The following is a 26415-nucleotide window of genomic DNA, read 5'->3' on the forward strand; positions in this document are numbered from 1 at the left end:
ATGACCGCAGCCATGGCCGCGTGAGGAGGGAAATTGACGGCAAACTCTCGAATTTCAGCGCTTTATCGGGTCATTGCGCTTGCCATGAGGAGTGCCTTAATCCATAGTTATTAGACTTTATGCTAATACTCCCTCTAGTGAACTATTTGAAGCTATAGTAGAGTTAATGGCAAGACAGAACGGCATTTATCGGTTGACAGGGTTACGTATTCAGAAAATCAAATAAAACCCGGGGTTTAGGCGGAATGAAGCTGGCGGTTTTTGGAGAGGCAACTGTTAGTCTGGGCGGGCAACTCGTCCCGCGCGTACCCGCGAATTTTCTTCGCATAATCGTCTATCTGCTTCTCGAGAGTTCCAATCATTCCGTTTCCCGCGGAAAGCTTTCTCAGGTTTTCTGGTCCGATACGGATCAGGCCCATGCTTCCATGAATCTGCGCCAGAGCCTGGCGCGCATCCGTAAATTTCAGGAACAGTACGGCCTCAACCTTGTCCAGGGCGACGCCACATATGTCTATCTTAACCTGTCGCAGGTGAGAGCAGAGCTGCTCAGCATCGATCTTCTTGAGTATCTGGAGTTTGCGCAGTTGGGCGATATAGAGTCTGTCCTCAGCCTTGCCGGCCTTTATACTGGCGATCTGCTCGCACATAACGAGCCACAGAATTCCGATTTCGATGAATGGCTGGATGTCCAGCGCGTCAAGCTGCGCGATGATCTGATCACGACGCTCTTGAGGATGGTCAACCAGCCGGTTGGCGTCAGCATCGACGAAAAGCGCCAATGCGCCCGCAAGCTGATCGAGATCGATCCCTATCAGGAGGTCGGCTATCGCACTTTGATGCAGACCGCATCGCAACTGGGTTTGATCGCGAAGGTCGAGCGAACATTCCGCGAATGCGCCAAGAAGCTCCGTGACGACCTCGATGTCGATCCGGAAGAAGAAACGATCGAGCTTTACCAGAAACTGCTGCCCAAACTTTCACCAGCGACAACGCGAGCCCTTATCCTGCCGCAGCCGGCTCCTCCGCTCGTTGCCAATGGCGTGGAAATCCAGACCCCGCAATCAATCCTGGCGACAACCCAGCTTGAGCAGAACAAAAGGGCTGGCCTGCCGCGAGTCATGGTCCTTTATATGCCGCACAATGCAGCGGATCCGATGGAGCAGCTTGCAGCCTCGCTCGTAGACGATATTACCATCGGGCTTTGCCGTCTGCGTACGCTGTCGGTTGTTGCGCCCTATACATCGAAGAGGGTCGTCTCCGAATCTCCCATTGACAGTTTCGAAGGGCTGAATGCGCAATTCGGAGTCAACTATGCCGTCGACAGCAAGATCGTGCGCCGCGATGGTTTCTGTTTCCTGTCGGTGAAATTGGTCGATGTTGCTACGCAGGAAATCGTCTGGGCCGAAAAGCAGAAGTTCGATTATGTCCTGCCCGAGCAGCAATACCGCCAGCTGTCGATCCGCATCATACTCTCCGTTGTTTCGGTCATCGAGAAGTCCGAACTCGACCGCTACAACAAGCTTTACCAGGACCCGAATGCTTACTACTGGTATCTCATAGGCAAGAAGGAAATAGACAAGTTCGACCTCCCCAAATTGCATCAATCGCGCCAGGCCTTCAAGAATGCCCTGACGGCTTCGCCAGATTTCGTGCCGGCTTTAAGTGGCATCGCGCGAACGATGCAGAAGGAATGGTTGATGCGTGCTCGAAGCGAGAAGGATATCCTGCTTGAGGGTGAGCAGATCGCCAAGCGTGCCGCACCAGCCGACCCGGATGATGAACGGCCTTTGCGCGAACTTGGCACCATCAGCATGTATCTTGGTAAATTCGACGACAGTCTCGAATATTTCGACCAGGGCGAGTCCATTAATCCGCAGCACGCCGATCTCTTGGCCGACTATGCTGACGCACTCAACCACTACGGCTATCTCGAGCTGTCATTTGAGAAGATTGAGCAGGCCATCGCTTTGAACCCGTTGGCCCCTGACTACTATTATTGGGTAGGCGCGGGCACGCTTCACGACCTCGACCGGTACTCTGAGGCCATCGACTTTATACAGCGCATGCAGAACCCGCGCGTTGCTGCGCGTCCTATGGCAGCCTGCTGGGCCATGCTTGGCGAAAAAGAGAAAGCGTTCGAATGCAGAGATCAAGCACTAGAGGACAATCCAAACTTTAGAATTGATGACTGGATCAAGGGCATGTGCCTGAGAGTTCCGGAACAGCGTCAGAAATACGAAGACTCGCTCCGGGAAGCAGGTTTTCAATAATCAGCAACATTCGAACTTCAAGTAAAGGGACCATACTATGGCGAAATATTTTATCCTCGGCGAAGCCGGGCAGGCTGAGCTTTGGCTGGTTGACGTGGAAAATGGGACAGTTGTGCCGGCGGCGGGAGCCGGCGACGCTGGTTTGGTCAAGGTCATTGAGACCGCAAGAAAGCAAGGAATAACGACCATAAAAGGTGTGGATGTTGCGATTGCGACCAATAATAGATCCGATAGCGCAACGAAATCGCATATTGTTGATCCAGCCCCAGTTAAAAAGTAAGTTAAATTTTGAGAAAAAGGGGTCGTTTTCATACTTCTTCTTGATCTAAAATAAAATCGTCATACGTTCGCCATGTGGGCTCTCCTTCATAGAAAGGTTATTCGCATGGCAACTTTTTACATCTTGAATGATCCAGAGACGAACGCGCTCTGGCTCGTTGACTCTGAAACTCAAACGATCGAGCCTCTCGATCGTGATTTAATCGCCTCTTCCGGACTGGCTGGCAGTGAATTCATTGATTCGATTGCCAATCGACCCGGAAATATCATTGCTGCCGATGCAAGCCGGAGTGACGCTACTGGCCGCGCTCATTCTAGCGGTATGGTAATGACGGCGGGCAGGCGGAATGATCCGTCGGACCGCGCGCATTTCTTTGGTCCTGCATCGAAAGAAGCAGAGATCTTCTTAACAGTGAACGCACGGGATGAAACATCTGATCGTGCTCACTCGAGCAGTCCGGTTGTGGCCACTGGGTATCGCAGCAATCCATCGGAGCGTGCGCATTCTGCCGGTCCGGTTGTGGACAGCGTGTACCGCAGCAATCCGTCGGAGCGTGCGCATTCCGCTGGTCCGGTTGTGGCCAGTGGGTACCGCAGCAATCCATCGGAGCGTGCGCATTCCGCTGGTCCGGTTGTGGCCAGTGGGTACCGCAGCAATCCGTCGGAACGGGCGCATTCCGCTGGGCCAGCGGCAATAAACTAAACACAGTTGCAAGCGCGTTATCCAGCATTTGGATAGTTTGCAATAAATGCGTGCTTTGCGGCCTGATGGAGTGGCAATGAAACCATTGGCCGAGATTCCGGTTCTCGACCGGCTGGCGGCAGACGAAGCGAACCTTCGTTCTGCTTTCCGCCCGGGAGAATTGTCATCGACAAGACTGATCGATGCGGACGAAACCGTTAGCCGGTTGCGGCCGCACTTTCCTCGTTTGGGCATCGTCCGGATGGCCGAGGTGACCGGCCTCGACCGGATCGGCATTCCCGTGTGGATGGCCGTGCGCCCCAACAGCCGGACATTGGCTGTCAGCCAGGGCAAAGGCATCAGCGCCGCCCATGCCCGCGCTTCCGCTGTGATGGAGGCCGCCGAAATCGCCATTGCCGAAGACATTCCGCTCGCTTCCTTTGCCGCCAGCCGCCGCGAGCTAAGTGACGCCGGTCACGATGTTTTTGACGGGCGCGTGCTGTTGATGCGTGGCGCGGACGAGGCCGGGGCCGATGAAAACGATTATTGGCTCGAAGGCTTCGACCTTTTGAAACAGAAGCCGGTTTTTGTGCCCCGCGAACTCGTCTCGCTCGATTTCACCTCGGCACGGCAATCCTGGCATTATTGCCAGTCGACCGATGGCCTTGCCTCGGGCAATTGCCTGCTGGAAGCGGTCATTCACGGATTGTGCGAGCGTGTTGAACGCGATGCTACCGAGTTGTGGCGTTTTCAGCGCGACGCTGGTGTGCAGGCACATTGTGTCGATCCGGCAGTTTTCGACGATAGCGGCATTGACGGGCTGGCCGAACGGATCGGTGCGGCAAACTTTGTCCTGCGGCTGTTCAACGTAACGTCGGATATCGGCCTGCCTGTCTTCATGGCGACGATCAGCCCGGCGACACAGCATGGCACGTATCTGCATTTCGATCTCGCCGCCGGTTATGGTTGTCATCTGTCGCCGCGCGTTGCGGCAATGAGGGCCATAACCGAAGCGGCGCAGACGCGAATCACCAATATTTCCGGCGCGCGCGATGATTTCGACCCCTCCGAATATGCGCAGCGCCTTGCGCCGGATCTCGGCGTCTACATCCACGCCGAACCGGCCGATCATTGGCGATTTGACGAGCCAGAACCTGCGGACCGCGCCAGCCTCGAAACCTATCTCGAACCCTTGCGCCGGCGCGGTATCGGCAGCGTTGTTGTCGTGCCAATGGGCGGCGAGGATTACGGGATGTCAGTCTGCCGCGTTTTGGTCAACGAGCTGGAAAGTCCGGCCGGTATCCGCAAGCATCGCTTTGGCGGGCGTGCGCTCAACGCCATGCTTCGGCAATAGGAGATGGCGATGAAGATCCTGTTCGCGGGCCCAAGTCTTTCCGGAACCGAATTTGTGCCTGTGCGAGGCGGTGAAGACCGCGTTCTGCCGGAATATGGGTTGACCTGCCGCGGCCCGGCCAAATGCGGTGATATCACCCATGCAGTGGATCAAGGCTTTCGCGTCATCGCATTGGTCGACGGGCGATTCGAAGATGTTGCCGCGGTCTGGCATAAGGAAATTCTCTATGCGCTGTCGCGCGGAGCCACTGTCTACGGCGCAGCCAGCATGGGCGCCTTGCGCGCTGCCGAGTGCCATCCGTTTGGCATGATCGGCATCGGCGAAGTGTTCGAACGTTATGCCTTTGGCGGCTTGGAAGACGATGCGGCCGTCGCGCAGGTTCACGCGCCCCCCGAGTTCGGCTATGTCGCCTTCAGCGAAGCCATGGTAACCATCGACGCAACGCTTGATGCGGCGCTTGCCGCCGGAACAATCGACGCCGGGGAATACGCTCTCATCCGCGCGCGCGCCGATTCTGTGTTTTTCAAGGAACGGACTTGGCGGCGGGTATTCGAGGTTGTCTCGCCCGAGATCGATCGCGCGGCTGAACGATTGAAACCGCATATCCGCAATATCAAGCGCGAAGACGCCTCGAGGCTGCTCGACGTTCTTCTCGAGCGGAAAAGCGCTACCCCAGTCAGAGAGCTGCAGCCTGATTTCGCCGGATGGCAATTCAACGAAACCACGCAATGGAGCAGGCTTCGGGCTTGAACCTATTGATTATTTCGTCCTGATTGCGCCTAACCCCAATTAATTACCGGACTTCTTGAAAAAACACCCCAAAAAGGCATTTGAGTCACGCTTGCGTAACGGTGTGAAACATAATCTCATCCCATGGTCGCAAGTTTAACGCATGAAAACAAAACAAAAAAGCATTCAAGCGTGTGGGAGCAAGCGGGCAGTCAGTGGGGGACCTACGCCGGAATTCTAAATATTATATAAACAGTAAACTCAGAATTTCGGCGTAGCACTGGTCTAGTTGGGGGTTTAGTTATAAAATAAAGTTCAGAAAACGACAGGTGAAAGCCACGCATTGCGCGCCCCCTCCAGGGCGCGTTTTTCTTTGGTGCCTTGCTCAAAATTTTCCAGGAAGAGTTCTACTCTGCACCGCCGGGCCGTTCGGTGTCATCGTCGTTTTCGTCATCTTCGTCGGCGGCAAGCCATTGATCGAGAATTGCGACGGACATCGGACCGAGATTGGGAATCAGCGTCAGGTCAAGCTGTCGCGCCCACGCACGCTCGGGCTCCCAATCAGGCGGCATGTTCCATGGGGTTCCGCCAAACTCTATCCACAGTGCGTTCACGATGCGTGAATGCACTGTCTTTGAGGGGCAGAATGTCTGCAGGCGATTTCGCATGAATACCCTTGGCAAATGTTGCGTGAGATTGCTTTTCCTGTTCGTTGGCCTGGGGCAGGGCCGGCGCTATGCTCGGCAACTGCCTTCTGCCTCAGATCGGGATGCGCAACGGAGAAACTCTTTGCCACGCGTGGCCAGGAAAGTTCTGGCCGATGCCGGGAACTGGACGGTGAGCCCGGCAATCGCAGGGATAAAGGACGCCATCTCATGGAGAAGGCGGCCTGTTCCCATCGTGTTTTTTCTCCGCTGTTCGTTCAGCGGTTTTCTTCTATACGGCATAACTCGGGCCCCCCAACGACCCCATTCATTTCTCTATTTGCCTTGGCAGCTCCGAAAAACTCAAGGCATTACTTACAATATCGTGGTTATATGCCATATAACCTGCGCTCCCCTTGTCCCACCAAGAAGTACCCATAGTTACAACACAATACAAATGCGGACATCCGGATAAAATACTTTATTTGTATTTATAGCTCTTCTTTGTTTTGTAGTTTTTTTGATTCGCTTTTGACAAATAAGTTATAGTATATTGACTTTTCGTCAATAATTAAAATTGATTAACAGTACTAGCGAAACCATAGTAATAATTATTATAGCTCCAGAAACAGACCCCTTCGCGTTTGAAGTGAACGATCAATTTCAAGATATTACTTTTGGCGCTTGTGCGCCTGGCCCATCAGACTTGGATATTTTTGAGCTTTATGAATGCCCAGATCGATTTATTCACGTCGATGACAGCGTCGATTGTCGCTTGAATTCGCTTCATCTCAGCATCGTCCAGCGCTTCGACTTTTCCATATTTCAAATTGTCGTCCATATCGACGATTCGCATCAGTTGGGTCGATGCAATGCTGCCTGTCTCGTCAAAAGAATAAATACAATGGTTGTATTTGTTGCGCAGACGCTGCTCTCGCGTCATTCTGCTGGTTATCGTAAGTACGGCACTTTTGGTTTCCGGACTTGTTGAGCGAATTTTTGCCAGACGCTCCAGCAGATCGATACGGGCTCTCGTCGTGTTCAAGGTCAGGAAGATGACGGTTGCAGCTTCCTTGTTGGTGCTAAGCAGGTGGGCAATTAGGTAGATGAACAGGCTTTCGGTGTTCGTCCACGTATAGTTAAGTTTGCCCACCAGCATCAATACGTCATTAATGCGGGACATTTTGACTTATACGGCCCGGGCCATCTCAAGCGAGCCGTCCACGCGACCCATCCCCGTACCGTACGCTTTAAAAGGGGGCTGGTACGCCTCCTGGTCCATGCTGTTCCGGTATACCGCTGCAGCCTGGGTGCGATTGTGAACCCGAAGCTTGCGAATAAGATTATGCACATGAACCTTGACGGTGTGTTCGGAGAGCGACAGCCGATCCGCAATGATCTTGTTCTGCAGACCTTCCGACAGAAGCTCCAGGATCTGAGTTTCGCGGAGTGTCAGCGTCTTGATCTGCTTGACGACACCGGAACTATTTTTTCCTTGGTTGCCGAAAGCATTCGCGTGACCGCCGGCGTTCTTCTCGATTGAACGTATGATAGCCGAAGGATAATATTCACCCCCATTCAGCAGCAACCAGATCACTGCCAGCCAGATATCGAGTTTGAGACTGAAAGGGAGAAGTCCCTGGACCTGTCGGTTGTCGAACAGGCTGTTCAACTCCTGTAAACCGGCGCTGTTTTCATCGATCATCATCGTGATCGAGGCGCTGGGAAAGCGCTTTTTGAAACGTGCGATGCACTCGCCTACATCGGCGACGAAGCCGCTGTGAATAAGCACGAGACCAACATCTTCATCAAATTTTTCGAATTCGACGAATTTGCTGGAAAGGTGAACATCGATGTCGGGAAATGTTCTTTCCAGGGATTGAACCAGGCCCTGGAATACCACTCCCGATTCGGCATAGATGAATATGCCACTTTTGAATTTTGAGTCGCCCTCAATCTTCGATGCATAATGAATATGGTCAGGTGTTGTTCCACTCATAATAGTTCCCTACGCCCTTTGATGAGAAGAGTATTTCTCTTCAGGATTTATTTGCGTTTTCGCTTAGTCCAATAAGTTCTTTTATTCATTTGCCTCAACCTGACAGTAAGCCCCCGCTACCCGTGTTGATTAATAGAGGATTAATAAATGCCGCGTGACGCGGTCGTGACATAAGCAGGGAGTAAATGCTGGGCCGATTCGAACTCTTGAAACCGATTTCGCGTGCAAAGACAGTGGTTGTCCGGGCCTTGGCCTCCCCAATATTAATTACACCGAACTTGTAGTTGCCCCTTCTTTGCGCCCATTTGTGGCGCCGTGCTTAGAAAAAACGACCGTAGACGCTCATAACTTAAGGACTAGGCAGAGGAGCAACTCGCGCATCGGGACGCAGCCAGGGGTCTAAGCAAAATTGGTAGCTTTCGATTGGAGCCTTCGCGGCATATCGTCCGCTGGCTTGGATTTTATAATAGCAGTTTGGGGTAGTCCAAGTATCAACCAGTAAACATAAGTACCGTATCTCGATATCAAGTATTTTGCCTATCGCAAAATCCTGCATCGACGGCTTTTGTTTGCTTGTATCTGAAGGCATATGGAGCAGGCATCGTAACCTCGTTTGAAATGCATAGAGGTTTTGCTCGCTCCGATCAAAAATCGGAGAAATAATCATGAGTGGAAACAAAAACAATCAATACAACTGGCACCCAGGTAACAATGGCGATCCATCGGCATCGGCCGATTCAGATGCCGCTGCATCAGCAGCAGCTGCAGCGCTGGCTCTCCAGTTGCAGGCCCAGGGCCAGGGACAGTTGGAAGCACAAGGTCAAGGACAGGGCCAAGGCCAGAGCCAGGACCAGCATTCGAGTTCAGACAATCTTAATCTGAACGGCAATGGCAACGGCAATCTCAATGGTAACCTTAATGGCAATCTCAATGCCAACGGTAACTTCAACGAGAGTGACAATCACAACTCCAATGCTAACGCCAATGCCAACTCCAACACATCAACTACGGATGTGCATGTATCGGTCGATCTCGGTCTGGACGGCTTTCTGCCCACCGATAACGATTTTGCCGATCTCGACCTTACAGGTAACAGCTTCGACAACCTGTTCCTGACAGATTCGGGCAGCATCAATTTCGATCCGGGCAACGACGTTCACTTCGACAACGTCTTCAACAATGCATTTAACGGTGCGGGCACAAACACCGGCTTTGCGTTGAACCAGGTTGTCGATCTCGTCGACAATGATTCTCTCTCCGGTGTAAGCCAAGCCAATTCCGGCAGTGTCAATGCAGGGGCAACTGGCGGCATCGCACATGCCGGCGATGGCATCGGCACGGACGACGGTGGCTGGGGCGGCCTTGAAAGCAGCTTCTTCGGTGGCCACGGTTCCGGTGGTTCCGGCGATTTTGGTGCTGGCGACGATCTGTCTGGGGCAAGCTCCGCGGGTGCAGGTGCAGAACTCGCATCCAGTGCCTTTACGCAGGAAATCGTTCTCGGTGCCAATCTGCAACAGAACGCCTTCGATGCAACCGTCATCAATGGCGACTACACACACACCTCCGTCGGCGACAGCGACTCCGTATAAAAATAACAACAAGGCGAAACTGCCAGCTTTGACGATGGTCTGCGCAAAACTTGCGCAGACCAGCATGTCAGAGCAGAGCAGATGATTTGCGGGGGAACTATCAAGATGCTTGGGTTTGGCGATCAGATTTCAGAATCCATCGCACACTTCGTGGGCTATTTTCACACTTCGATCGAAGCAGCGCGAGCGCGCATCGAATATCGCGAATTCAAGGCGGCACCAGAGGGTGGTCCGAATCTCAACCGTATTTTGACCGTTGAAACGTCACCGGCTCAACATTTCGATCCCGGTTCATACCAGCCTAGTTTGCACTATACGCCAACGCCATGGTCGCCTGTGGGCCAAGTCATGATGCCGTGGGTGAGCGTTGATTCGATAGAAGTCGATCCGCACGTGGTCAGGTTGCCACATCATCATATGCATTTGCATTCTTCCGGATCTGGTTTCAGCATAGCCAGCGAGCCGGGCCCTTATTTCGGTCAGGGTCCATCGGAAACTTCGGTCGTCCTCAAGCAGACAAGCCATCTGCAGGACAACGACGTCGTCATCATGGGCACAAAAGTGCCCGTCAATCTCGATTTTGCCGACGACGCGGCGTTCGCGCACCTCTCCGCTAATGCCTTCTCGATCTCCGAGGCGTTTACAACAGATCATGTGCCGGGTGTGGGCGACATGGCGCAATTCTTCGCCAACGAAACCGCGAACATTCACACAGCGGCGGATGGCCCGCTGGCCTCGACCCCAGGCATCACTGTCATTGCCGCGCCCTCGATAGATGGCCTCTATGTCAATGGCGTTGAGACAACAGCAGCACCGGTGTTCGATGACTACATTCCGAATCTGTTGAAGCCTGGTGAAGCCGCCAATTCTCCAGGAACAATCACCACCACTGAGCCTACAGTAATCAGTAGCGAGGATATTGTCGGGTCAGTGACCGTTCACGCGGGCGGCAACCTCATGGTGAATGAGGTCGTCCTGAACAGCGTGAATTCGGTTGGCGCGCATTTTGCAGTTGCAGGCAATTACTATCACATCGATGCGATCGTTCAGACGAACGCCTACAGTGATACAGATACCTTCGAAAATGGCTTCGCAGGGATGCAATCCCTTTCCCTGCCATCGACAAATGCCATGAACGTCGCGAGTTTCGCCCATCATTTAGATAGTGCGCAACCAGCCGACGCATCAGGTGAAGCACCGGTGTTTCCACAGAACTGGCAGATCACCGTCGTTAGTGGCGATCTGATCCAGATGAACTGGATCTCCCAGTACAATTTCATGTCGGACAATGACACGCATGTGCTCACGTCCAGCGGTGTCTATACGTCCATCGTCACCGGCGGCAATATGCAGGCGAATTCGGCATCCTTTGCCGATCTTTGCAAGTCTTACGACCTGGTGATGATCGGCGGCCATCTTTACGATGGCAACTTCATTTTCCAGACGAACATTCTGTACGACAATGACAAATTCACCACGGGCGGCGGCGCTGGCGAATATAACGGGGCTTTATCCTCGAGTGATAACCTGTTGTGGAACTCCGCCAGCATCGAAAGTGGCGATACCACCAACTGGGTTACCGGTCTTCCGTCGCATTATCTGGAGGCCATGAACGGGTTTGCCAATGGTCACTACAACATGCCGGACGGATTTCACGGGGATCAGATCCTGGAGGGAATCGAAGGTCTGCGTGTCCTCTATATCTCCGGCAATGTCTACGATCTCAACTACGTCCAGCAGGTGAACGTCCTCGGTGATGCCGATTATGTGGCGCATTACGAAGATGCGTTGACCGGCTCATCGGATACCGTCTGGGATATCAGCACCGGCTCGAATGCCTTGATTAATGCCGCCACGATCGTTGACAACGATACCCACGGCGGCAGTTCCTATGTTGGCGGTGGTGTATATTCGGACGCAATCCTCATCCAGGCCGAGCTCGTCGATTCGCATCCAGCACCCGCTCCTGGCCAAGGTCAGCCCTTGGCCAATGAAGTTGTGGCATTTCTCGATAATGACGCAGATGCGCCGACCAACGATGGTCACGGTTCGACCCTTCATGTTCCGGACACGTCCCACTCGGTCGATGTCATGCAAACGGTTCTCGCATAATAAGAAGAATGCTCGGGGAGCGAGAGTATTATGAAATATGATGAACAGGCGGACTTGCGGGTCATCTCTCAACACTCACGTCAAGCCTTGGTCGGGCGAGAGCAAGAACGGGCTCAGTTCGACGATCTGCTCGCGGAGATGGAAAACACGATCTCTTCGCTCTTCCGGCGGGAAGTCGAGACAGCACCTTCATCCGAGGTTGTCGAACCCGCCGAGATCAATCCGCGGCACACCGCGCAACCCGGTACCGCTCCCATGGAGATCATTGAACCTGTCACTGAGCCCGTCGTGGAAGTGCGTCAGGAGAGCCCATTGTCTCCCCCTCCCGCGAGCGCTGAAGTTGGGAAGATAATCGAAGGGGACAGGGGGCCGGTTAAGGCGCGCGCGCCCGTGTCTGGCGGAAATGGTTCGGGAAACGGTGTAGCCGTCAATGATAATGGCGGTGGTGGTGGCTTCCACCAGCGTGTCACCGCGGTCAGTTTCAGCGACAGCTTCAAGAATGGCGTCAATGCGGTTCGCCGCAACCTCATGATCGCCATGGGGTTCACTATTTTTCTCAACATACTTGTCCTGGCCATTCCAATCTATCTCTTCCAGATATCGGACCGCGTGCTCACCAGCCGATCGACAGATACGCTCGTCATGCTGACACTGGTGATCGTCGGTGCAGTCATAGTCCAGGTGATTCTCGATGCGATACGGCGCTTCATCCTGATGCGAACCGCCGTGGAAGTCGCCGTCCAGCTTGGTGCACCGATCCTTAGCGCTGCAGCGCGTGCATCCCTGCACGGCAACGGCAAGGACTATCAGGTGCTGGGCGATCTTCAGCAGCTCCGTGCGTTCCTCACTTCGGGCACGCTGCTATCTTTCTTCGACGCGCCGATTGCCCCCCTGTTCGTTCTGGCGGTCTTCCTTGTCCACCCGCACCTTGGTTATATCGTCGTTGTTTCGTCGCTGCTCCTCGTCGGCATTGCCTTCATTAACCAGCGCGCAACCGCCGCCTCCTTTGCCGAGGCCACCAGCTACCAAAGCCGCGCGATGCTTCATCTCGATTCAATGTCGCGCAATTCGCAGATCATCAACGCCCTCGCCATGATCCCGGAAGCGGTGCGTATCTGGGGACGCGACATGGCCGGGTCCTTGCGCTCGCAAGTCAAAGCGCAAGACCGAAATATCGTGTTTGCCACCCTGTCGAAATGCTCGCGTTTGTTGACGCAGGTGACAATGCTCGGGTGGGGCGCGCATCTTGCCATCGACGGCCAGATGACCGGCGGCATGGTCGTGGCAGCGTCGATCATTGCCGGCCGTGCATTGGCGCCAATTGAAGGCGCAATCGAAGGTTGGAACAGCTTCATACAGTTCCGTTCGGCCTTTGGCCGGATCCGCAACCTTCTGCAAAACTCTCCGTTGAATTTCGAACGGCTGCGACTGCCTGACCCTCAGGGGCGTCTCGACGTCGAGCGCATCCTTTACGTTCCGCCTCCCAATAAGAAGGTCATCCTCAACGGTATTTCCTTTACCTTGATGCCAGGCGAATCCATGGCTGTCATTGGAAATTCGGGTGCAGGTAAAACCACGCTCGGAAAAATGCTGGTTGGCTCTATTTTGCCTACATCGGGAAGTGTCCGCCTCGACCTGATGGACCTTCGCAATTGGGATCAGCGCCAGTTCGGTGAAAACATCGGCTATCTGCCGCAGGATGTGCAGCTGTTCCCCGGGACCATCAAGGCCAATATCGCTCGTATGCGCGAAGACGTCAGCGATCAATCGATCTTCGACGCTGCCGTTCTCGCTGATGTCCACGAGTTGATTGCCAGCTTTCCGCAGGGCTATGAGACCATGGTCGCCGCAGACGGTGCTCCGCTATCCGGTGGGCAGAAACAGCGCATTGCGCTTGCACGGGCTTTCTTCGGCAATCCGACGCTTGTCGTTCTGGACGAGCCGAACTCCAACCTGGACTCACAAGGCGACGCGGCTCTCACCAAAGCGCTGTACCACGCCAAGAAACACAACATTACCGTTGTCACGATCACACAGCGTCCGGCACTCCTCAGCTGTGTCGACAAAATCATGGTCTTGAACAATGGGACTGTCACCATGTTCGGCACGCGCGCCATGGTGATGGAAGCTCTTTCACGCAAGAACAAACCTCAAGCGCCGGTTCAAAACATCCAGGCGGCTGAATAGAATTAACGAGAGGGCTTGAGTATGGCCACCACCGTATTGAACGATCTTAACTGGTATGACGATGTTCCACGATCGATCAAGCCTTACAGCAAGTTTGGAGCCGTCTTGATCCTTGTCTGCTTCGGCGGATTCGGAACATGGGCTGCCACCGCGCCGCTCGCCGCAGCAGTTATTGCGCCCGGTAGTTTCGTCGCTACTGGCAAGAACAAAGTCGTGCAGCATCTCGAAGGCGGAATCATCAAGGACCTTCTGGTTCGGGAAGGCGATCACGTGAAGGAGGGGGACGAACTCGTCCATCTCGATGAAACGGCGGCGCGTGCGAACTCACAGCAGCTGTTCCTGCGGCAGGCGCGCCTCGAGGCGATACTGGCCCGGCTCCATGCCGTCGTTAAGGGTGAGGCGCGCTATCAACCGCCACAGATAATTCTGGATAACCTGGCCAATCCAGAGATCCGCGCGGTCAACGACAGTCAGGACGATAATTTTGATGCCGCCCATGCAAAATACGCCAATGAACTGGAAATGATGGAGCGAAACATTTCGGCTCTGGAATTTCGCCGGATCGGACGTAACGCCCAGATTGACGCCACCAAGACTCAGGTCGAGCTGCTGAAGAATGAGTACAAGGCGAAATACTCGCTGTTCAAAAAGGGTCTGATGGCTCGCTCCGAGGTGAGCGTGCTCGAGCGTGCCGTCGCTGATGGAATAGGCACCATGGCGCGGCTTGATGCCGAGATCATGGAGGTCAACGCCCAGATCGAGAAATTTCAAAAGGAAATGATCCAGACGAAGGATACGGAAAAACAGGCGGCGCTCGATGAAATTCAAAGTGCAGAAGCCGAGCTCGACACGATACGTGAACAGACGCGGCAAGCCGCCAGCGTTTTGGACCGCACGGTGGTGAAGGCGCCCGTATCCGGTACCGTCATTCGATTGTATTACCACACGTCCGGCGGCGTCATCGAAACCGGCAAACCGATTGTCGAGATATTGCCTACAGGTGTCCCGTTGATCATCGAAGCGCAGATTCCTCGCATGCAGATCGATGAGGTAAAGGAAGGCCAGGAAGCTCACGTGCGACTAAGTGGGCTAAACCAGCGCACCACACCTATCATCAATGGCCGTGTCGACTATGTGTCGGCCGATTCCATGGCAGATACCACGAGCGCGCAGAAGCAGGACATCTATCTGGCGCGCATCAGCATCCCCGCCAACGAACTCGCCCGCATCCGTGGCTTTACCCCGACACCGGGCATGCCCGCGGATATTCTTATTCAAACGCACGAGCGCACTTTCTTCGAATACCTGGCCAAGCCGGTTATCGACAGCATGTCACGCGCGTTCCGGGAATACTGAGTGCTAATGAAAACAGCGCCGGCAGCTATGGGCTGCGGCGCTGTCAATTCAACGGCACGAATGTCTGATCAGATGCAGGCCATCCAGGCAATACGGCGAATGTCGGTGCGTGCGATGCCAAGATCAGCAAGGTTGCGATCGGTGCACGAACGCAGTTCGTGAAGGTTCTGCCGGTACTGACGATATTTGTGAATACGGTTGCGAAGGCTCATTGGTCTTACCCCTTTTATTGCCCTCCCTGAGAACAACTATGCTTCGATTTGTATCGATTTAAAACTGCAAATGTTGCAGAGCAGCATTGCTTATGGTGCATAGCGGTAAAGGGCCGATATGAGCGCTCGCTGTCAGCCGTCGATGCGGGGCTTTTCATCGACAGATACTTGCGGCTATACACAGAAGAGCACAATCCTTCTGTCTGTTCAGGATAAACCATTGTCACAGCCGGTAACGACCACTCGAGACAGACTTGAGAAAAGACTGGCGCGTCTGACGGCACGCGACAAAGATGAGCGCGTCTTCGTCAAGCTCTACCCTGAGACTGCCCGCCGCGAGGCTGATGCTGCCGATCGACGCTGGCGCGAAGGCGCGGTTCTCGGACCGCTCGACGGGCGGATCGTGTCGATCAAGGATCTTTTCGACGTCGCCGGCGAGCCGACCCTGGCCGGTTCGGTCATCCGGCGTACCGCCAATCCAGCAATTGCCGACGCTCTCATCGTTGAAAGACTACGTGCTGCCGGGGCGGTGATCATCGGCAAGACGATCATGACCGAATTTGCCTTCACTGCTGTCGGCCTGAATCCGCACTATCCGATAGCGCCGAATGCCGTCGATCCGGATCGCGTAGCAGGCGGATCGTCCACTGGTGCAGGCATAACGGTTGTGGAGGATACCAGCGAAATCTCCATAGGTTCGGATACTGGTGGTTCGGTTCGTATTCCCGCAGCGCTGAATGGAGTCGTTGGATTTAAACCGACAACCAAGCGTGTGCCGCTGCAAGGTGCTTTCCCGCTATCGCCAAGTCTCGATTCCGTCGGGCCATTGGCGCGGTCGGTTGCTGATTGTGCGATTGCCGATGCAGTTATGACCGAGGAGGCCGTTCCGGTCCCCGAGCCAATTTCCCTGAAAAGACTTCGGATAGGTGTGCCGCGAGGGCGGCTGTTTGCGGAGACGGAAAAGCCAATTGCCGATGCCTTCGAACAATGCCTGCAGGCTTGCGCAAAAGCGGGAGCGATCATTGTCGATTGTTCGGTTGATGATCTGATCGATGCGTTGGCCCAGGCGACGTCGATCGGTTCCATCGCTGGCATTGAAGCCAGCCGGATTCATGCTGAGTGGCTGCATGATGAGACACTCGACGTTGATCAGCGCGTCCAGCGTCCGCTCATGCGTCGTCTTGGTGTTTCCGAATCCAAATATATCAAGTTGATGCAGAAGCGGCAGGCGCTCGTGCGGCAGATGGATCAACGAATCTCCGCCTATGATCTGTTCGCCCTTCCGACGACACCTATTGCCGCGCCGACGATCGCCTCGGTCAGGGACGACGCCGTTTACAAGCGGGCTGAGACGCTGCTCCTGCGCAATACGCAGATCGCCAATCAGTTCGATCTGACGGCGATCAGTCTGCCGATGCCGGGCCTGACCTTGCCGGGCGGACTGATGCTTGTCGCTCAACATGGTGCGGACAGACGGCTGCTGGCCATGGCTCTGTCCGTGGAACAGCTTCTATCCTGAGCTATATAGTCGACCCCCATTTGAAATGATAATCATGAAACAACTCGAAATAGCACTCGCAATTTCCGGGAATCTCGTCAGGATGCGCCACGCCTTCAAGGAAAGTTACTTCTATGATCCGACATTGTGTGTTTCTGCGTTTTCGTGACGACGTGTCGTCGTTGAACCGCCAATCCATCTACCGTGATCTCCAAACTTTGTGTGCAAAGCTGCCGGGCGCGCTGACGATCACGTCCGGGGCGAATTTCAGCCCTGAGGAGGGTATGGACAAGGGTTTTTCTGAAGGCTTTATCCTCGATTTTGCCGATGCGGCAGTGCGAGACGCCTATCTTGTTCATGCGGAACATCAGGAAATCGCCGGGCGGATCGTTGCTTCGGCCGCGGGTGGCACTGACGGTGTTTTCGTTTTCGATATGGAAGTTTGAGACCGATGCAGGACAAGGAATTCTTCACAAAGCTGTTTCAGGCTGCAGTCGAAGCGGCGGATCCGGAGCGAACCATTACGGAGCATCTCCCGCCGAAGCCAAGAGGACGGACCATCGTCATTGGCGCAGGCAAGGGCTCGGCGCAAATGGCCAGCGCTTTCGAGAAAGCGTGGGCCGCGAAACATGGAGATACTCCGCTCGAAGGTCTTGTCGTCACGCGATATGGATTCGGTGCGCCGTGTAAACATATTGAGATCATCGAAGCGTCGCACCCGGTTCCGGACGCTGCAGGTCTGGTGGCTTCCAAGCGCCTGCTTGAAATAGTGTCGGGGCTGACAGAAGACGATCTCGTGGTCGCGTTGATCTCTGGCGGTGGTTCTGCGCTGTTGCCGTCTCCGCCGCAAGGCATGACGCTTGATGATGAAATCGCCGTCAACAAGATGCTCCTTGCATCTGGCGCGCCTATCGCGGCCATGAATGCCGTACGCAAGCATCTATCGACCATAAAAGGCGGGCGTCTGGCAGCGGCGGCTCATCCGGCGCGTGTCTATTCGCTCATCGTATCGGACATTCCCGGCGACAATCCCGCCTTCGTGGCTTCCGGCCCCACCGTGACCGATGCAACAACGCGGGAGGATGCCTTGAAGATCGTCGAGCGCTACAGTCTTGACCTGCCAGCAGCAGCCCTCGCGCATCTACACTCCGCAAAGGCCGATGCGCCCAAACCCTCCGATGCGGTTTTTGCCGGCCACGAGCATCATGTGATTGCCTCGGCCGGCGTGTCGCTTGAGGCAGCTGCGAAGGCTGCTCGCAATTTAGGCGTCGAGGCAGTCATACTCTCCGATGCAATCGAGGGCGAAGCACGTGAAGTCGCACACGTCCATGCGGCAATGGCGAAACAGGTCCTTGTCAAGAATCAGCCTTTCAAAAAGCCCGTCGTCATACTCTCCGGCGGAGAGACGACTGTGACAGTGCGGGGCAAGGGCAAGGGTGGTCGCAACAGCGAATTCCTTCTATCGCTCGCGATCGATATTGATGGAGCAGAGGGGATCACCGCCTTTGCGGCCGACACCGATGGCATCGACGGTTCCGAAGACAATGCCGGTGGATTTGCCGATAGCACCAGCATTGCGCGGTTATTTGCCAAAGGGCATGACGCATCGTCCTTGCTCAACAAAAACGATGCCTGGACAGCATTTGATGCGATCGGCGATTTGTACGTCCCCGGTCCTACCGGCACCAATGTCAATGATCTGCGGGCCATTCTCATTCGCTGAATGTCACTGATGGACGCTTAATCGCCATCTTTGGGTGGTCAACAGTGGCCGATTCGTGCCAGCGTGAGCTTGCTCTAGCATGCAATACAACGATCCGCGCCATCGCCCGGCGCAACATCCAAAGGAAAGTCGAATGCGGATAGCACTGTCCCTGATCGCTCTGTCTCTCATGATCGTCACGGGTTGTACAACGACACCAAAGACGACCACTCCCGCGGGGCCTTCACCTGCCAAGGATACGCATTTTGTCCCGCCACCCAAATCCCTGACACAGCGCGCAACTCCCTCCAAGGAGCCCAGCCTGAGTGAGTCTGCCACCGCGGCTGCAGCTAAGCCTACTGCCGCGCAGTAACCACTTTTTGCCCACCGACGCCGTCTCCGACTACATGCGTCGGGGCGGCGTTTTGCATTTATACGGCAGGTCAATTCTGGAGAAGAGAATAGGGCTTAAAACAACAAAACCCACCGCGGGAGGAGGTGCGGTGGGTTTCGTTGGTTATGGAGGGCCTTCTGGGAGGAGAAGAGGCCATCCGTTTCGACAGGGCCGGGAGGAGGTGGCGCTGTCGAAAATTCCTGATTTGAGAGTAACTCAACTGTCCTGATTTAATACAGACAATATTGCATAGCAGCAATGCATTTTGTGCAACGCAGCAATCTCATCGTCGAAGCGTCACGCTCCGATCACGGCCAATTGACTATCTATTAGGAACGGAACCAGTCCCCATCCGTTAATAATCCATGAACGAGGCTTATATGGCGATAAACGCTGGCCTCCAGATGTGGTTGGAAGGGGCAGGAAAATGCGCTTCTACAAATCATCGATACCCATTCTCGCAGCGGCGCTGTTTGCGTCGGCTGCCGTATTGCCGGCCAATGCGTTCAATATCAAAAATCAGACAGAAGTGCCGGAGGATGTTAGCGAGGTCAGCAACAGACAATTCGAACGGGCTGCCTTGCTTGAGGCCAGAGCGTATATTTGCGGAACCGACGAAGCCAGCGAAGCGGCGATGAAAGCAGGGATGCGGGAAACCGGACTGCCGGAAGATATAGCGGTCGAAATCGTTTCTGATCTCGCTTCTGGCCACATCGACAAGGCAGAAGAGTCCGGATCGAAAGAAATATGCGGCAAAGCCAAAGTGCAACTTTCTGGTTTTTAGCCGAGATTATTTGGTGGTCGAATAAAATAGCTCAATGCATTCATTTGCTTGTAAATCGATCGGTAAAATTTTAGAATAAATTTATAGATTAACGCCATTTATTCACGAATATTTGTAGTAATTAAAGGGCTTTTCAATTCGCGTATTTTGAGATTAATGTCATTAGCGCAGTCTTGGTGGAATCAACAAACACAATTAACCATCGCTGGAAATTTCTTCGGAAGTATCGGGGAATTTGTTGATAAGCACATTGGTCGCATGGCTTTTGTCCTTGCACTAATGCGAGAAGATTTTAGTGGGATACAACTCACTATTGCGGTTCACGGGATATGGAGAGAACAGCATGAACAAGAGAGCACAAACACTCGAAGTATTAAAAACAGAACTCTCAAAATTGTGCACCTTGGCGGACAATGCAGGTTTCGAGATGATTGCCTATTTCATCGAAACTGCGATCCGTGAATCCGATGAGCAGTTGTCGCAGGAAACCCGCGCCGTGGTCGGCATGGAACTACGCCTGGAATCGTCCCGCTCCCGCCACCTCTGAATCTCACCCCCTTATTCAATCAAGCTTCAATTTTTGTGAATCACGAAATCGCACCCTGTTATTGTGCGCTTTCGCCGATCGCCTATATGAAGGCAATGACCCCGCTATCTGTCCTTGACCTTTCACCGATTGTCGCCGGCAGCGATGCCGCACAGTCCCTTCGCAATTCGCTGGATCTTGCGCAAAACGCCGAGCGACTAGGCTATAACCGCCTTTGGCTTGCCGAGCATCATAGCATGCGCGGTATTGCCAGCGCGGCGACAGCCGTTGTCATCGCGCATGTTGCGGCTGGCACGTCGAAAATCCGGCTTGGCGCCGGTGGTATCATGCTGCCGAACCACTCACCTTTGATGGTGGCAGAAGCCTTCGGCACGCTGGCTTCCTTGCATCCGGGCCGTATCGATCTCGGCGTCGGCCGTGCACCGGGCACGGATCAGATTACCGCCCAGGCATTGCGCCGCAATCTTGATCAGGACATAAACGGCTTTCCACAGGATGTGGTTGAGTTGATGGGATATTTCCGCGATCCCGAGCCGGGCCAGCGCGTCATAGCTGTTCCGGGCGCTGGGACGAAAGTGCCTGTGTGGATTTTGGGCTCCAGCCTCTTCGGCGCGCAGCTCGCGGCGGCACTCGGCCTGCCCTACGCTTTCGCATCGCATTTTGCACCGGCTGAAATGGAGCGGGCGATCGAGATCTATCGCGCCCGGTTCGAACCATCCGAATATCTCGACAAACCTTATGTGATGCTGGGCCTCAATGTTTTCGCCGCAGAAACCGATGACGAGGCAAAGCTTCTGCAAACCTCACAGCAGCAGGCCTTCGTCAATCTACGTACCGGTAATCCCGGACCATTGCCCGCGCCAGTACGAGGCTATGAGGAAACGCTCGACCTCCACGCGAAGGCGATTTTGCGTCAGGCTCTATCCTGCTCGGTCGTCGGGTCGCCGGAGACCGTCAAAGCCGGCGTTCAGGATTTCATTGTGCGCACGGGCGCAGATGAGATTATGGTGACAGGCCAGATCTTCGATCATCCAGCGAGAATCCGCTCTTACGAGATTCTCGCTGGAACCATGATCAAGCGACCTGAAGCTGCGCGGCTAAGCCGCCTCGCGTAGACCGCCTGCGGCTTCGATAAAGGCGATCACGTCGTCGAGGCCGTTTCTACGCAGCATGTCCGTGAACACATAGGGTTTGGCTCCACGCTGAACCTTGGTATCCGCATCCATCACATCGAGATCAGCGCCGACATAGGGAGCAAGGTCCTTTTTGTTGATGATCAGCAAATCCGAGCGCGTGATGCCCGGCCCGCCCTTGCGCGGTATTTTTTCCCCTTGGCAAACCGAAATCACGTAGATGGTCAGGTCGGCGAGATCAGGTGAGAAAGTCGCGGCCAGATTGTCCCCGCCAGACTCGATAAAGACGATGTCGAGATCGGGATGGCGCTTGTTCATCTCGGCGATGGCTTGCAGATTGATTGTCGCGTCTTCACGGATGGCCGTGTGCGGGCAACCGCCTGTCTCGACACCCATGATCCGGTCTTCGGGCAGGGCTTGCAGCCGGTTGAGTATCAGCGCGTCTTCCTTCGTGTAGATATCATTGGTGACCACAGCGATGGAATAGCGGTGACGCAGCGCTTTGCACAGCATTTCGGTGACGGTGGTCTTGCCGGAGCCAACCGGCCCGCCAATCCCGATGCGAAGCGGTCCGTTTTGCGAAATCATGAGCGAAATACCCTCGAATATTGTGTTTCATGTTGCATGGCCATGATGTCGGACATGATGGCAGCCGAGCCCAGATCATCAAGGCTGGAACGCGCGGCACGCTCGGTGACCGCCAGGATTTGCGTTTCCATTGCCGCCATCAACGATACGCCATGGCTCTGTCCGAGCGGTACCAACCGGACGGCGCCTTGAATGAGGTTGGAAACGACGGCGTGAAGATAGGCGGCAAGCGCTGGCTCACATGCAACCTTGTTCCGGGCCGCAACCATGGCGACGGCGACAGGATAGGGCATTTCTCTCGCCACGCTTGATTCTGCGTTGCTCCAATGTTCAACGGCCTGCAGGAAAGCATTGCCTTGCAGCATGGTTTCCATGTGCCGCTCTTTCGAACCTGCCATCGCCTCTCCGAGCTCTGATTCTTCCACGCATCTGCCGCCCGTATCCCTCCAGCTTGCGGCAAATAAAACCGCATCGTTCCAGACCGAACCGTGGTTCATGAGATCAACAAGCCAGTCCTGCAATGACGTCTTGTCGTTGATCAAACCATCATGCACGGCCCGCTCGATGCCATGACTGTAGGAAAACGCCCCGACAGGAAAAGCAGGAGAAAGCCATGTCATTAGGCGCACAAGCGCGGTGTTTGGGGCAAGGTCAGCCATGGGCGTGATCGAGGTGTTGATGATCATGGCCATGGTCATGCGCGTGCGAATGGCCATGTCCGCTATGATACGCGCCGTGCAATGGATGGAACGGCGCAGTGATCTCGGTAACCTTCGCCCCAAGACCTTGCAACATCGCCTTGATCACGTGATCGCGCAGGATGACGATGCGGCTTTCTTCGAGTTGCGCCGGCAAATGACGATTGCCAAGATGCCAGGCGAGTTCCGACAGATGCGGGCGATCCCGTGGCGTGATCGCGTAGAGCGCTTCATCCGCAGCAACGATCTCGGCCATCCTCCCATCCTCAAGAATAAGCACGTCGCCATGCTCGAACGCGATAGCCTCGGGCAGATCGACAAGGATTTGTTCACCCTGCTCTAGTGTCAGCACTTTGCGCCGCAAATGCCGTTCGTCATGGGCCAGTACAATGCGATCGAACGGCGTGCCATGATAATGCCCGGCGTGGTTGTGGTTGGTAACACGCTTCATCACGCTTGGCCTTTCTCATGAAAATCATCGTTCATGCACAGGAAGAAGTCGATCGGCGGCGCGTCGCCGGTCATTTGCGAAAGCAGCGTATGTACCTGACCACGATGATGCGTCTGGTGGTTGAAGATTTGCGTCAAAGCACGATCCAAGGTCGAGGTATATGGCTGGCCTTCGGTGGTGATCCAGTGAAGGACGCCATTGATCGATGCTTCATCCATATTGTTGACCACATCGATAATGTGATCGTCCAGGGCGGTGCGCGCTGTGTGCAAGTCATTGAAATTATCGTGCAGAACGACATCCAGGGAAGGGATGGCATAAAGGTTCCCCGTGAAGCGACCGAACCATAGCTTGTCGATAGCCAGGATATGGTTGAGTGTCCCATGCACCGATTTGAAGAACGCACGTCTGTCTGCGAAATAGTCTTCGCGGTCGAGGGCGCCGGCTGCCGCGTAAATCCGCCCATTGGCCCATTTGTTGTAATGGGCGAGCCGCCTGAATTGATCCTTCATCGTGTTCTCCCCCTCAGAACAGAAAGTAGCGCTGTGCCATCGGTAGCAGCGTTGCCGGCTCGCACGTCAACAATTCGCCATCCGCCCGAACCTCATAGGTCTCCGGATCGACCTCCACATGCGGTGTGGCATCATTGTGGATCATGGAAGCCTTGGAAATGCCGCTGCGTGTGTTTTCGACGGCGACCAGTTGTTTGTCGATACCGAGCGACTGGCGCAAGCCTGCCTCGACCGAAGCCTTGCTGGCAAACACGACCGACGAGTTGCTGACATTCTTGCCATAGCCGCCGAACATATAGCGATAATGGACCGGCTGCGGTGTCGGGATCGAGGCATTGGGATCGCCCATCGGTGCGGCAACAATCGAGCCGCCAAGCAGGACCATGTCAGGCTTGACGCCGAAGAAGGCCGGGTTCCACAGAACGAGATCGGCACGCTTGCCTACCTCGATTGACCCCACGTGCCGGGAAACACCCTGTGCAATCGCCGGGTTGATCGTATATTTCGCGATGTAGCGTTTGACGCGAAAATTATCGTTGTCGCCGGTCTCCTGCGGCAGGCTCCCGCGCTGGCGCTTCATTTTATCGGCGGTCTGCCAGGTGCGTATCAGCACTTCGCCAACACGGCCCATGGCCTGGCTGTCCGAGGAAATGATCGAAAACGCGCCGATATCATGCAGAATATCTTCCGCCGCGATCGTTTCCTTGCGGATACGGCTTTCGGCAAACGCCACATCTTCCGGGATCGATGATGAGAGATGATGGCACACCATCAGCATATCGAGATGTTCGGCTATGGTATTTTTCGTATAGGGCCGCGTCGGATTGGTCGAAGATGGAATAACGTTGGGAAGCCCGCAAATCTTGATGATGTCCGGGGCGTGTCCACCGCCAGCGCCTTCCGTATGAAAAGCGTGAACTGTGCGACCCTTGAAGGCGGCGACCGTGTCCTCGACAAAGCCGCTCTCGTTCAGCGTGTCGGTGTGGATCATCACCTGCACATCGTACTGATCGGCAACCGAGAGGCAATTGTCGATCGTCGCCGGTGTCGTACCCCAATCCTCATGCAGTTTCAGCGAGCACGCCCCGCCAAGGATCATCTCCTCCAGAGCTTTCGGCAGCGATGTGTTGCCCTTGCCTGAAAGGCCGATGTTCATGGGTATGGCGTCGAAAGACTGAATCATCCGGCCCAAGTGCCATGGCCCTGGCGTACAGGTGGTCGCCAGTGTCCCATGGGCTGGTCCTGTGCCGCCGCCAAACATTGTTGTAACGCCTGACATCAGCGCTTCCTCGATCTGCTGCGGGCAGATGAAATGGATATGGGCATCCATACCGCCGGCCGTCAGGATTTTGCCTTCGCCCGCGATGATTTCCGTGCCAGGACCAATGATGATCGTCACGCCGGATTGCGTATCGGGATTGCCGGCCTTGCCGATTTCAGCAATCAGCCCATCCTTCAAACCGACATCGGCTTTATAAATACCACTGTGGTCAACAACCAGCGCATTGGTGATCACCGTGTCGACGGCACCATCTGCACGGGCAATCTGGCTCTGGCCCATACCGTCGCGAATGACCTTGCCCCCGCCGAATTTCACCTCTTCGCCATAGATGGTGAAGTCCTTCTCCACCTCGATGAAGAGTTCGGTGTCGGCCAGGCGCACCTTGTCGCCGGTCGTTGGCCCGAACATGCGGGCATAGGCCGCGCGGGTGATTTTAGCGGGCATGGAATTTCCCTCTTGTATGAATAGTCGAATAGGCGACAGCGGGTGCCTGCTGCCACATTTCTGCCGCGATATTGCCTTGGAAAAACCCGATCAGCGACCGCTTGAGATCGAATTCCGCATGTGAAGTGCGCGCGTCATCAGTAGATGATCGTTCGCCAATCTCGTGAAAGGAAAAACGATGCGAAAGATGATAGCCCTCGCGCTCTGTGCGGCATTCCCGCTTGCGACTTCGGCTGCCTATGCGCAGTCCGCGGCGCCGCAGACTCCGAGCGCCGAGCAGCCCGCTCCAAAGAGCGAGACTCCAGCCAAGCCTGGTGCCACGGCCATTACCACCATCAATATCGTGGATATCAACGAACTGCCGGATGCGACCAAGACTCAAGTCAACGACGCCCTTGCCAAGCGTAGCGACGCCGACATGCAGAAATTGCGCACGTCGATCGACAAGTCGCCACAAGTCTCCGCCGCCCTGAAGGAAAAGGGGCTGACATCCGCAGCGGTGGTCATTGCCAGTCTCGATTCCAAAGGCCTGCTGACCCTCGTGACCAAGAAGCCAAGCTGACAGGCAAGCCCTACCTGACCCATATCTGGGATATGCGCAGCGATCGGTGTTTCTCCGGTCGCTTGTTGTCGTGGAAATGAGGTCAAGCGGAGCGGTCACAGCTTTCCCATGATCTTCTGCTGAAACCCGTAAACGGTCCGGTTCCCGCTGAGCGGCACGAGCGTAATATCACGCTCCTGCCCTGGCTCGAACCGGACCGCCGTTCCGGCAGCAATATCGAGACGCATGCCGCGCGCTTGATCGCGGTCGAATACCAGCGCCGAGTTGGCTTCGAAGAAATGATAGTGCGACCCGACCTGCACCGGACGGTCGCCGGTATTTGCCACCTTCAGCATAATGTTGATGGCACCGGCATTCAGTTCGATTTCGCCTTTGGCCGTAATGATTTCGCCGGGGATCATCTGCGG

At 54.9% G+C, this 26415-nt stretch carries 26 protein-coding genes; 16 read left to right on the top strand and 10 right to left on the bottom strand.

Features of this window, described 5'->3' with window-relative positions; translation table 11 throughout:
* The first annotated feature begins 245 nt into the window (after positions 1 to 245).
* The 4 genes from PHA01_RS00870 to PHA01_RS00885 all read left to right on the top strand — a co-directional run bounded on the left by PHA01_RS00870 (position 246) and on the right by PHA01_RS00885 (position 5335).
* A complete protein-coding gene (locus PHA01_RS00870) occupies positions 246 to 2270 on the top strand; it encodes a BTAD domain-containing putative transcriptional regulator (protein WP_112526167.1) in 2025 nt (674 codons plus the stop codon).
* Between the two features lie 37 nt (positions 2271 to 2307).
* Positions 2308 to 2550 carry a hypothetical protein gene (locus PHA01_RS00875; protein ID WP_112526165.1) on the top strand — a complete coding sequence of 81 codons (243 nt, stop codon included), beginning with the start codon at positions 2308 to 2310 and terminating at the stop codon, positions 2548 to 2550.
* Between the two features lie 778 nt (positions 2551 to 3328).
* Complete coding sequence (locus PHA01_RS00880; protein WP_271892728.1) at positions 3329 to 4585, top strand: YcaO-like family protein; 1257 nt, start codon at positions 3329 to 3331, stop codon at positions 4583 to 4585.
* A gap of 9 nt (positions 4586 to 4594) precedes the next feature.
* A complete protein-coding gene (locus PHA01_RS00885; protein ID WP_271892730.1) occupies positions 4595 to 5335 on the top strand; it encodes a TfuA-like protein in 741 nt (246 codons plus the stop codon).
* A gap of 386 nt (positions 5336 to 5721) precedes the next feature.
* On the opposite strand, the gene PHA01_RS00890 is transcribed toward PHA01_RS00885, so the two are convergent.
* The 3 genes from PHA01_RS00890 to PHA01_RS00900 form a co-directional block, all read right to left on the bottom strand.
* Positions 5722 to 5982: a hypothetical protein gene (locus PHA01_RS00890; RefSeq protein WP_271892732.1), complete on the bottom strand. Its 261-nt coding sequence runs from the start codon at positions 5980 to 5982 to the stop codon at positions 5722 to 5724.
* Positions 5983 to 6658: 676 nt separating this feature from the next.
* Positions 6659 to 7141, bottom strand: coding sequence for a hypothetical protein (locus tag PHA01_RS00895; RefSeq protein WP_271892734.1), 483 nt, complete (start codon positions 7139 to 7141; stop codon positions 6659 to 6661).
* 6 nt (positions 7142 to 7147) lie between these two features.
* Entirely contained in the window at positions 7148 to 7957 is an 810-nt protein-coding gene (locus tag PHA01_RS00900) for a helix-turn-helix transcriptional regulator (protein ID WP_271892736.1), read from the bottom strand.
* Positions 7958 to 8622: 665 nt separating this feature from the next.
* On the opposite strand from PHA01_RS00900, the gene PHA01_RS00905 reads away from it, so the two are divergent.
* From PHA01_RS00905 to PHA01_RS00920, 4 genes are all read left to right on the top strand, one after another.
* Positions 8623 to 9546: a hypothetical protein gene (locus tag PHA01_RS00905; RefSeq protein ID WP_271892737.1), complete on the top strand. Its 924-nt coding sequence runs from the start codon at positions 8623 to 8625 to the stop codon at positions 9544 to 9546.
* A 105-nt stretch (positions 9547 to 9651) separates the two neighbouring features.
* Positions 9652 to 11658 carry a hypothetical protein gene (locus PHA01_RS00910; RefSeq protein WP_271892738.1) on the top strand — a complete coding sequence of 669 codons (2007 nt, stop codon included), beginning with the start codon at positions 9652 to 9654 and terminating at the stop codon, positions 11656 to 11658.
* 30 nt (positions 11659 to 11688) lie between these two features.
* Positions 11689 to 13845, top strand: a complete 2157-nt coding sequence (locus PHA01_RS00915; RefSeq protein WP_271892739.1) for a type I secretion system permease/ATPase — start codon at positions 11689 to 11691, stop codon at positions 13843 to 13845.
* A gap of 21 nt (positions 13846 to 13866) precedes the next feature.
* On the top strand, positions 13867 to 15201 hold the full coding sequence (locus PHA01_RS00920; protein WP_271892740.1) for an HlyD family type I secretion periplasmic adaptor subunit: 1335 nt from the start codon (positions 13867 to 13869) through the stop codon (positions 15199 to 15201).
* 68 nt (positions 15202 to 15269) lie between these two features.
* Here the strand turns inward: PHA01_RS00920 and PHA01_RS00925 are convergent, their stop codons facing one another.
* A complete protein-coding gene (locus tag PHA01_RS00925; RefSeq protein WP_112526153.1) occupies positions 15270 to 15413 on the bottom strand; it encodes a DUF1127 domain-containing protein in 144 nt (47 codons plus the stop codon).
* Between the two features lie 220 nt (positions 15414 to 15633).
* On the opposite strand from PHA01_RS00925, the gene PHA01_RS00930 reads away from it, so the two are divergent.
* The 7 genes from PHA01_RS00930 (at position 15634) to PHA01_RS00960 (ending at position 21453) form a co-directional block, all read left to right on the top strand.
* Complete coding sequence (locus tag PHA01_RS00930) at positions 15634 to 16932, top strand: amidase (RefSeq protein WP_271892742.1); 1299 nt, start codon at positions 15634 to 15636, stop codon at positions 16930 to 16932.
* Positions 16933 to 17045: 113 nt separating this feature from the next.
* Positions 17046 to 17357: a Dabb family protein gene (locus PHA01_RS00935; protein ID WP_271892744.1), complete on the top strand. Its 312-nt coding sequence runs from the start codon at positions 17046 to 17048 to the stop codon at positions 17355 to 17357.
* A gap of 5 nt (positions 17358 to 17362) precedes the next feature.
* The gene (locus PHA01_RS00940) at positions 17363 to 18634 is read left to right on the top strand and encodes a glycerate kinase type-2 family protein (protein ID WP_417020884.1); all 1272 of its coding nucleotides are present in this window, start codon (positions 17363 to 17365) and stop codon (positions 18632 to 18634) included.
* 133 nt (positions 18635 to 18767) lie between these two features.
* Positions 18768 to 18986, top strand: a complete 219-nt coding sequence (locus PHA01_RS00945) for a hypothetical protein (RefSeq protein ID WP_271892746.1) — start codon at positions 18768 to 18770, stop codon at positions 18984 to 18986.
* Positions 18987 to 19434: 448 nt separating this feature from the next.
* Positions 19435 to 19791 carry a hypothetical protein gene (locus PHA01_RS00950; protein WP_271892748.1) on the top strand — a complete coding sequence of 119 codons (357 nt, stop codon included), beginning with the start codon at positions 19435 to 19437 and terminating at the stop codon, positions 19789 to 19791.
* A gap of 343 nt (positions 19792 to 20134) precedes the next feature.
* The gene (locus tag PHA01_RS00955; RefSeq protein ID WP_112526143.1) at positions 20135 to 20338 is read left to right on the top strand and encodes a hypothetical protein; all 204 of its coding nucleotides are present in this window, start codon (positions 20135 to 20137) and stop codon (positions 20336 to 20338) included.
* A 95-nt stretch (positions 20339 to 20433) separates the two neighbouring features.
* On the top strand, positions 20434 to 21453 hold the full coding sequence (locus tag PHA01_RS00960; RefSeq protein ID WP_271893891.1) for an LLM class flavin-dependent oxidoreductase: 1020 nt from the start codon (positions 20434 to 20436) through the stop codon (positions 21451 to 21453).
* Here PHA01_RS00960 and ureG read toward each other — a convergent pair.
* Genes ureG through ureC form a run of 5 tightly spaced genes read right to left on the bottom strand, consistent with a single transcriptional unit; the run spans position 21436 to position 25446 of the window.
* Positions 21436 to 22059: an urease accessory protein UreG gene (gene ureG, locus PHA01_RS00965; protein WP_224512159.1), complete on the bottom strand. Its 624-nt coding sequence runs from the start codon at positions 22057 to 22059 to the stop codon at positions 21436 to 21438. The genes PHA01_RS00960 and ureG overlap by 18 nt on opposite strands.
* On the bottom strand, positions 22056 to 22775 hold the full coding sequence (locus tag PHA01_RS00970; RefSeq protein WP_417020885.1) for an urease accessory protein UreF: 720 nt from the start codon (positions 22773 to 22775) through the stop codon (positions 22056 to 22058). Before PHA01_RS00970 ends, ureG begins: the two co-directional genes overlap by 4 nt.
* Positions 22711 to 23208, bottom strand: coding sequence for an urease accessory protein UreE (ureE, locus tag PHA01_RS00975; protein WP_271893893.1), 498 nt, complete (start codon positions 23206 to 23208; stop codon positions 22711 to 22713). The genes PHA01_RS00970 and ureE overlap by 65 nt, the downstream gene beginning before the upstream one ends.
* Positions 23208 to 23720 (bottom strand): DinB family protein, encoded by a 513-nt coding sequence (locus PHA01_RS00980; RefSeq protein ID WP_271892750.1) that lies wholly within the window; start codon positions 23718 to 23720, stop codon positions 23208 to 23210. The genes ureE and PHA01_RS00980 overlap by 1 nt, the downstream gene beginning before the upstream one ends.
* A gap of 13 nt (positions 23721 to 23733) precedes the next feature.
* Positions 23734 to 25446, bottom strand: coding sequence for an urease subunit alpha (ureC, locus tag PHA01_RS00985; protein WP_271892751.1), 1713 nt, complete (start codon positions 25444 to 25446; stop codon positions 23734 to 23736).
* Between the two features lie 178 nt (positions 25447 to 25624).
* Here ureC and PHA01_RS00990 point away from each other — a divergent pair, with 178 nt between their 5' ends.
* Positions 25625 to 26008 (top strand): hypothetical protein, encoded by a 384-nt coding sequence (locus PHA01_RS00990; protein ID WP_112526131.1) that lies wholly within the window; start codon positions 25625 to 25627, stop codon positions 26006 to 26008.
* Positions 26009 to 26103: 95 nt separating this feature from the next.
* Here the strand turns inward: PHA01_RS00990 and PHA01_RS00995 are convergent, their stop codons facing one another.
* Positions 26104 to 26409, bottom strand: coding sequence for an urease subunit beta (locus tag PHA01_RS00995; protein ID WP_271892754.1), 306 nt, complete (start codon positions 26407 to 26409; stop codon positions 26104 to 26106).
* Positions 26410 to 26415 lie beyond the last annotated feature (6 nt).

Source organism: Candidatus Phyllobacterium onerii (assembly GCF_028331445.1).
In the GTDB taxonomy this organism is placed as follows: domain Bacteria; phylum Pseudomonadota; class Alphaproteobacteria; order Rhizobiales; family Rhizobiaceae; genus Phyllobacterium; species Phyllobacterium onerii.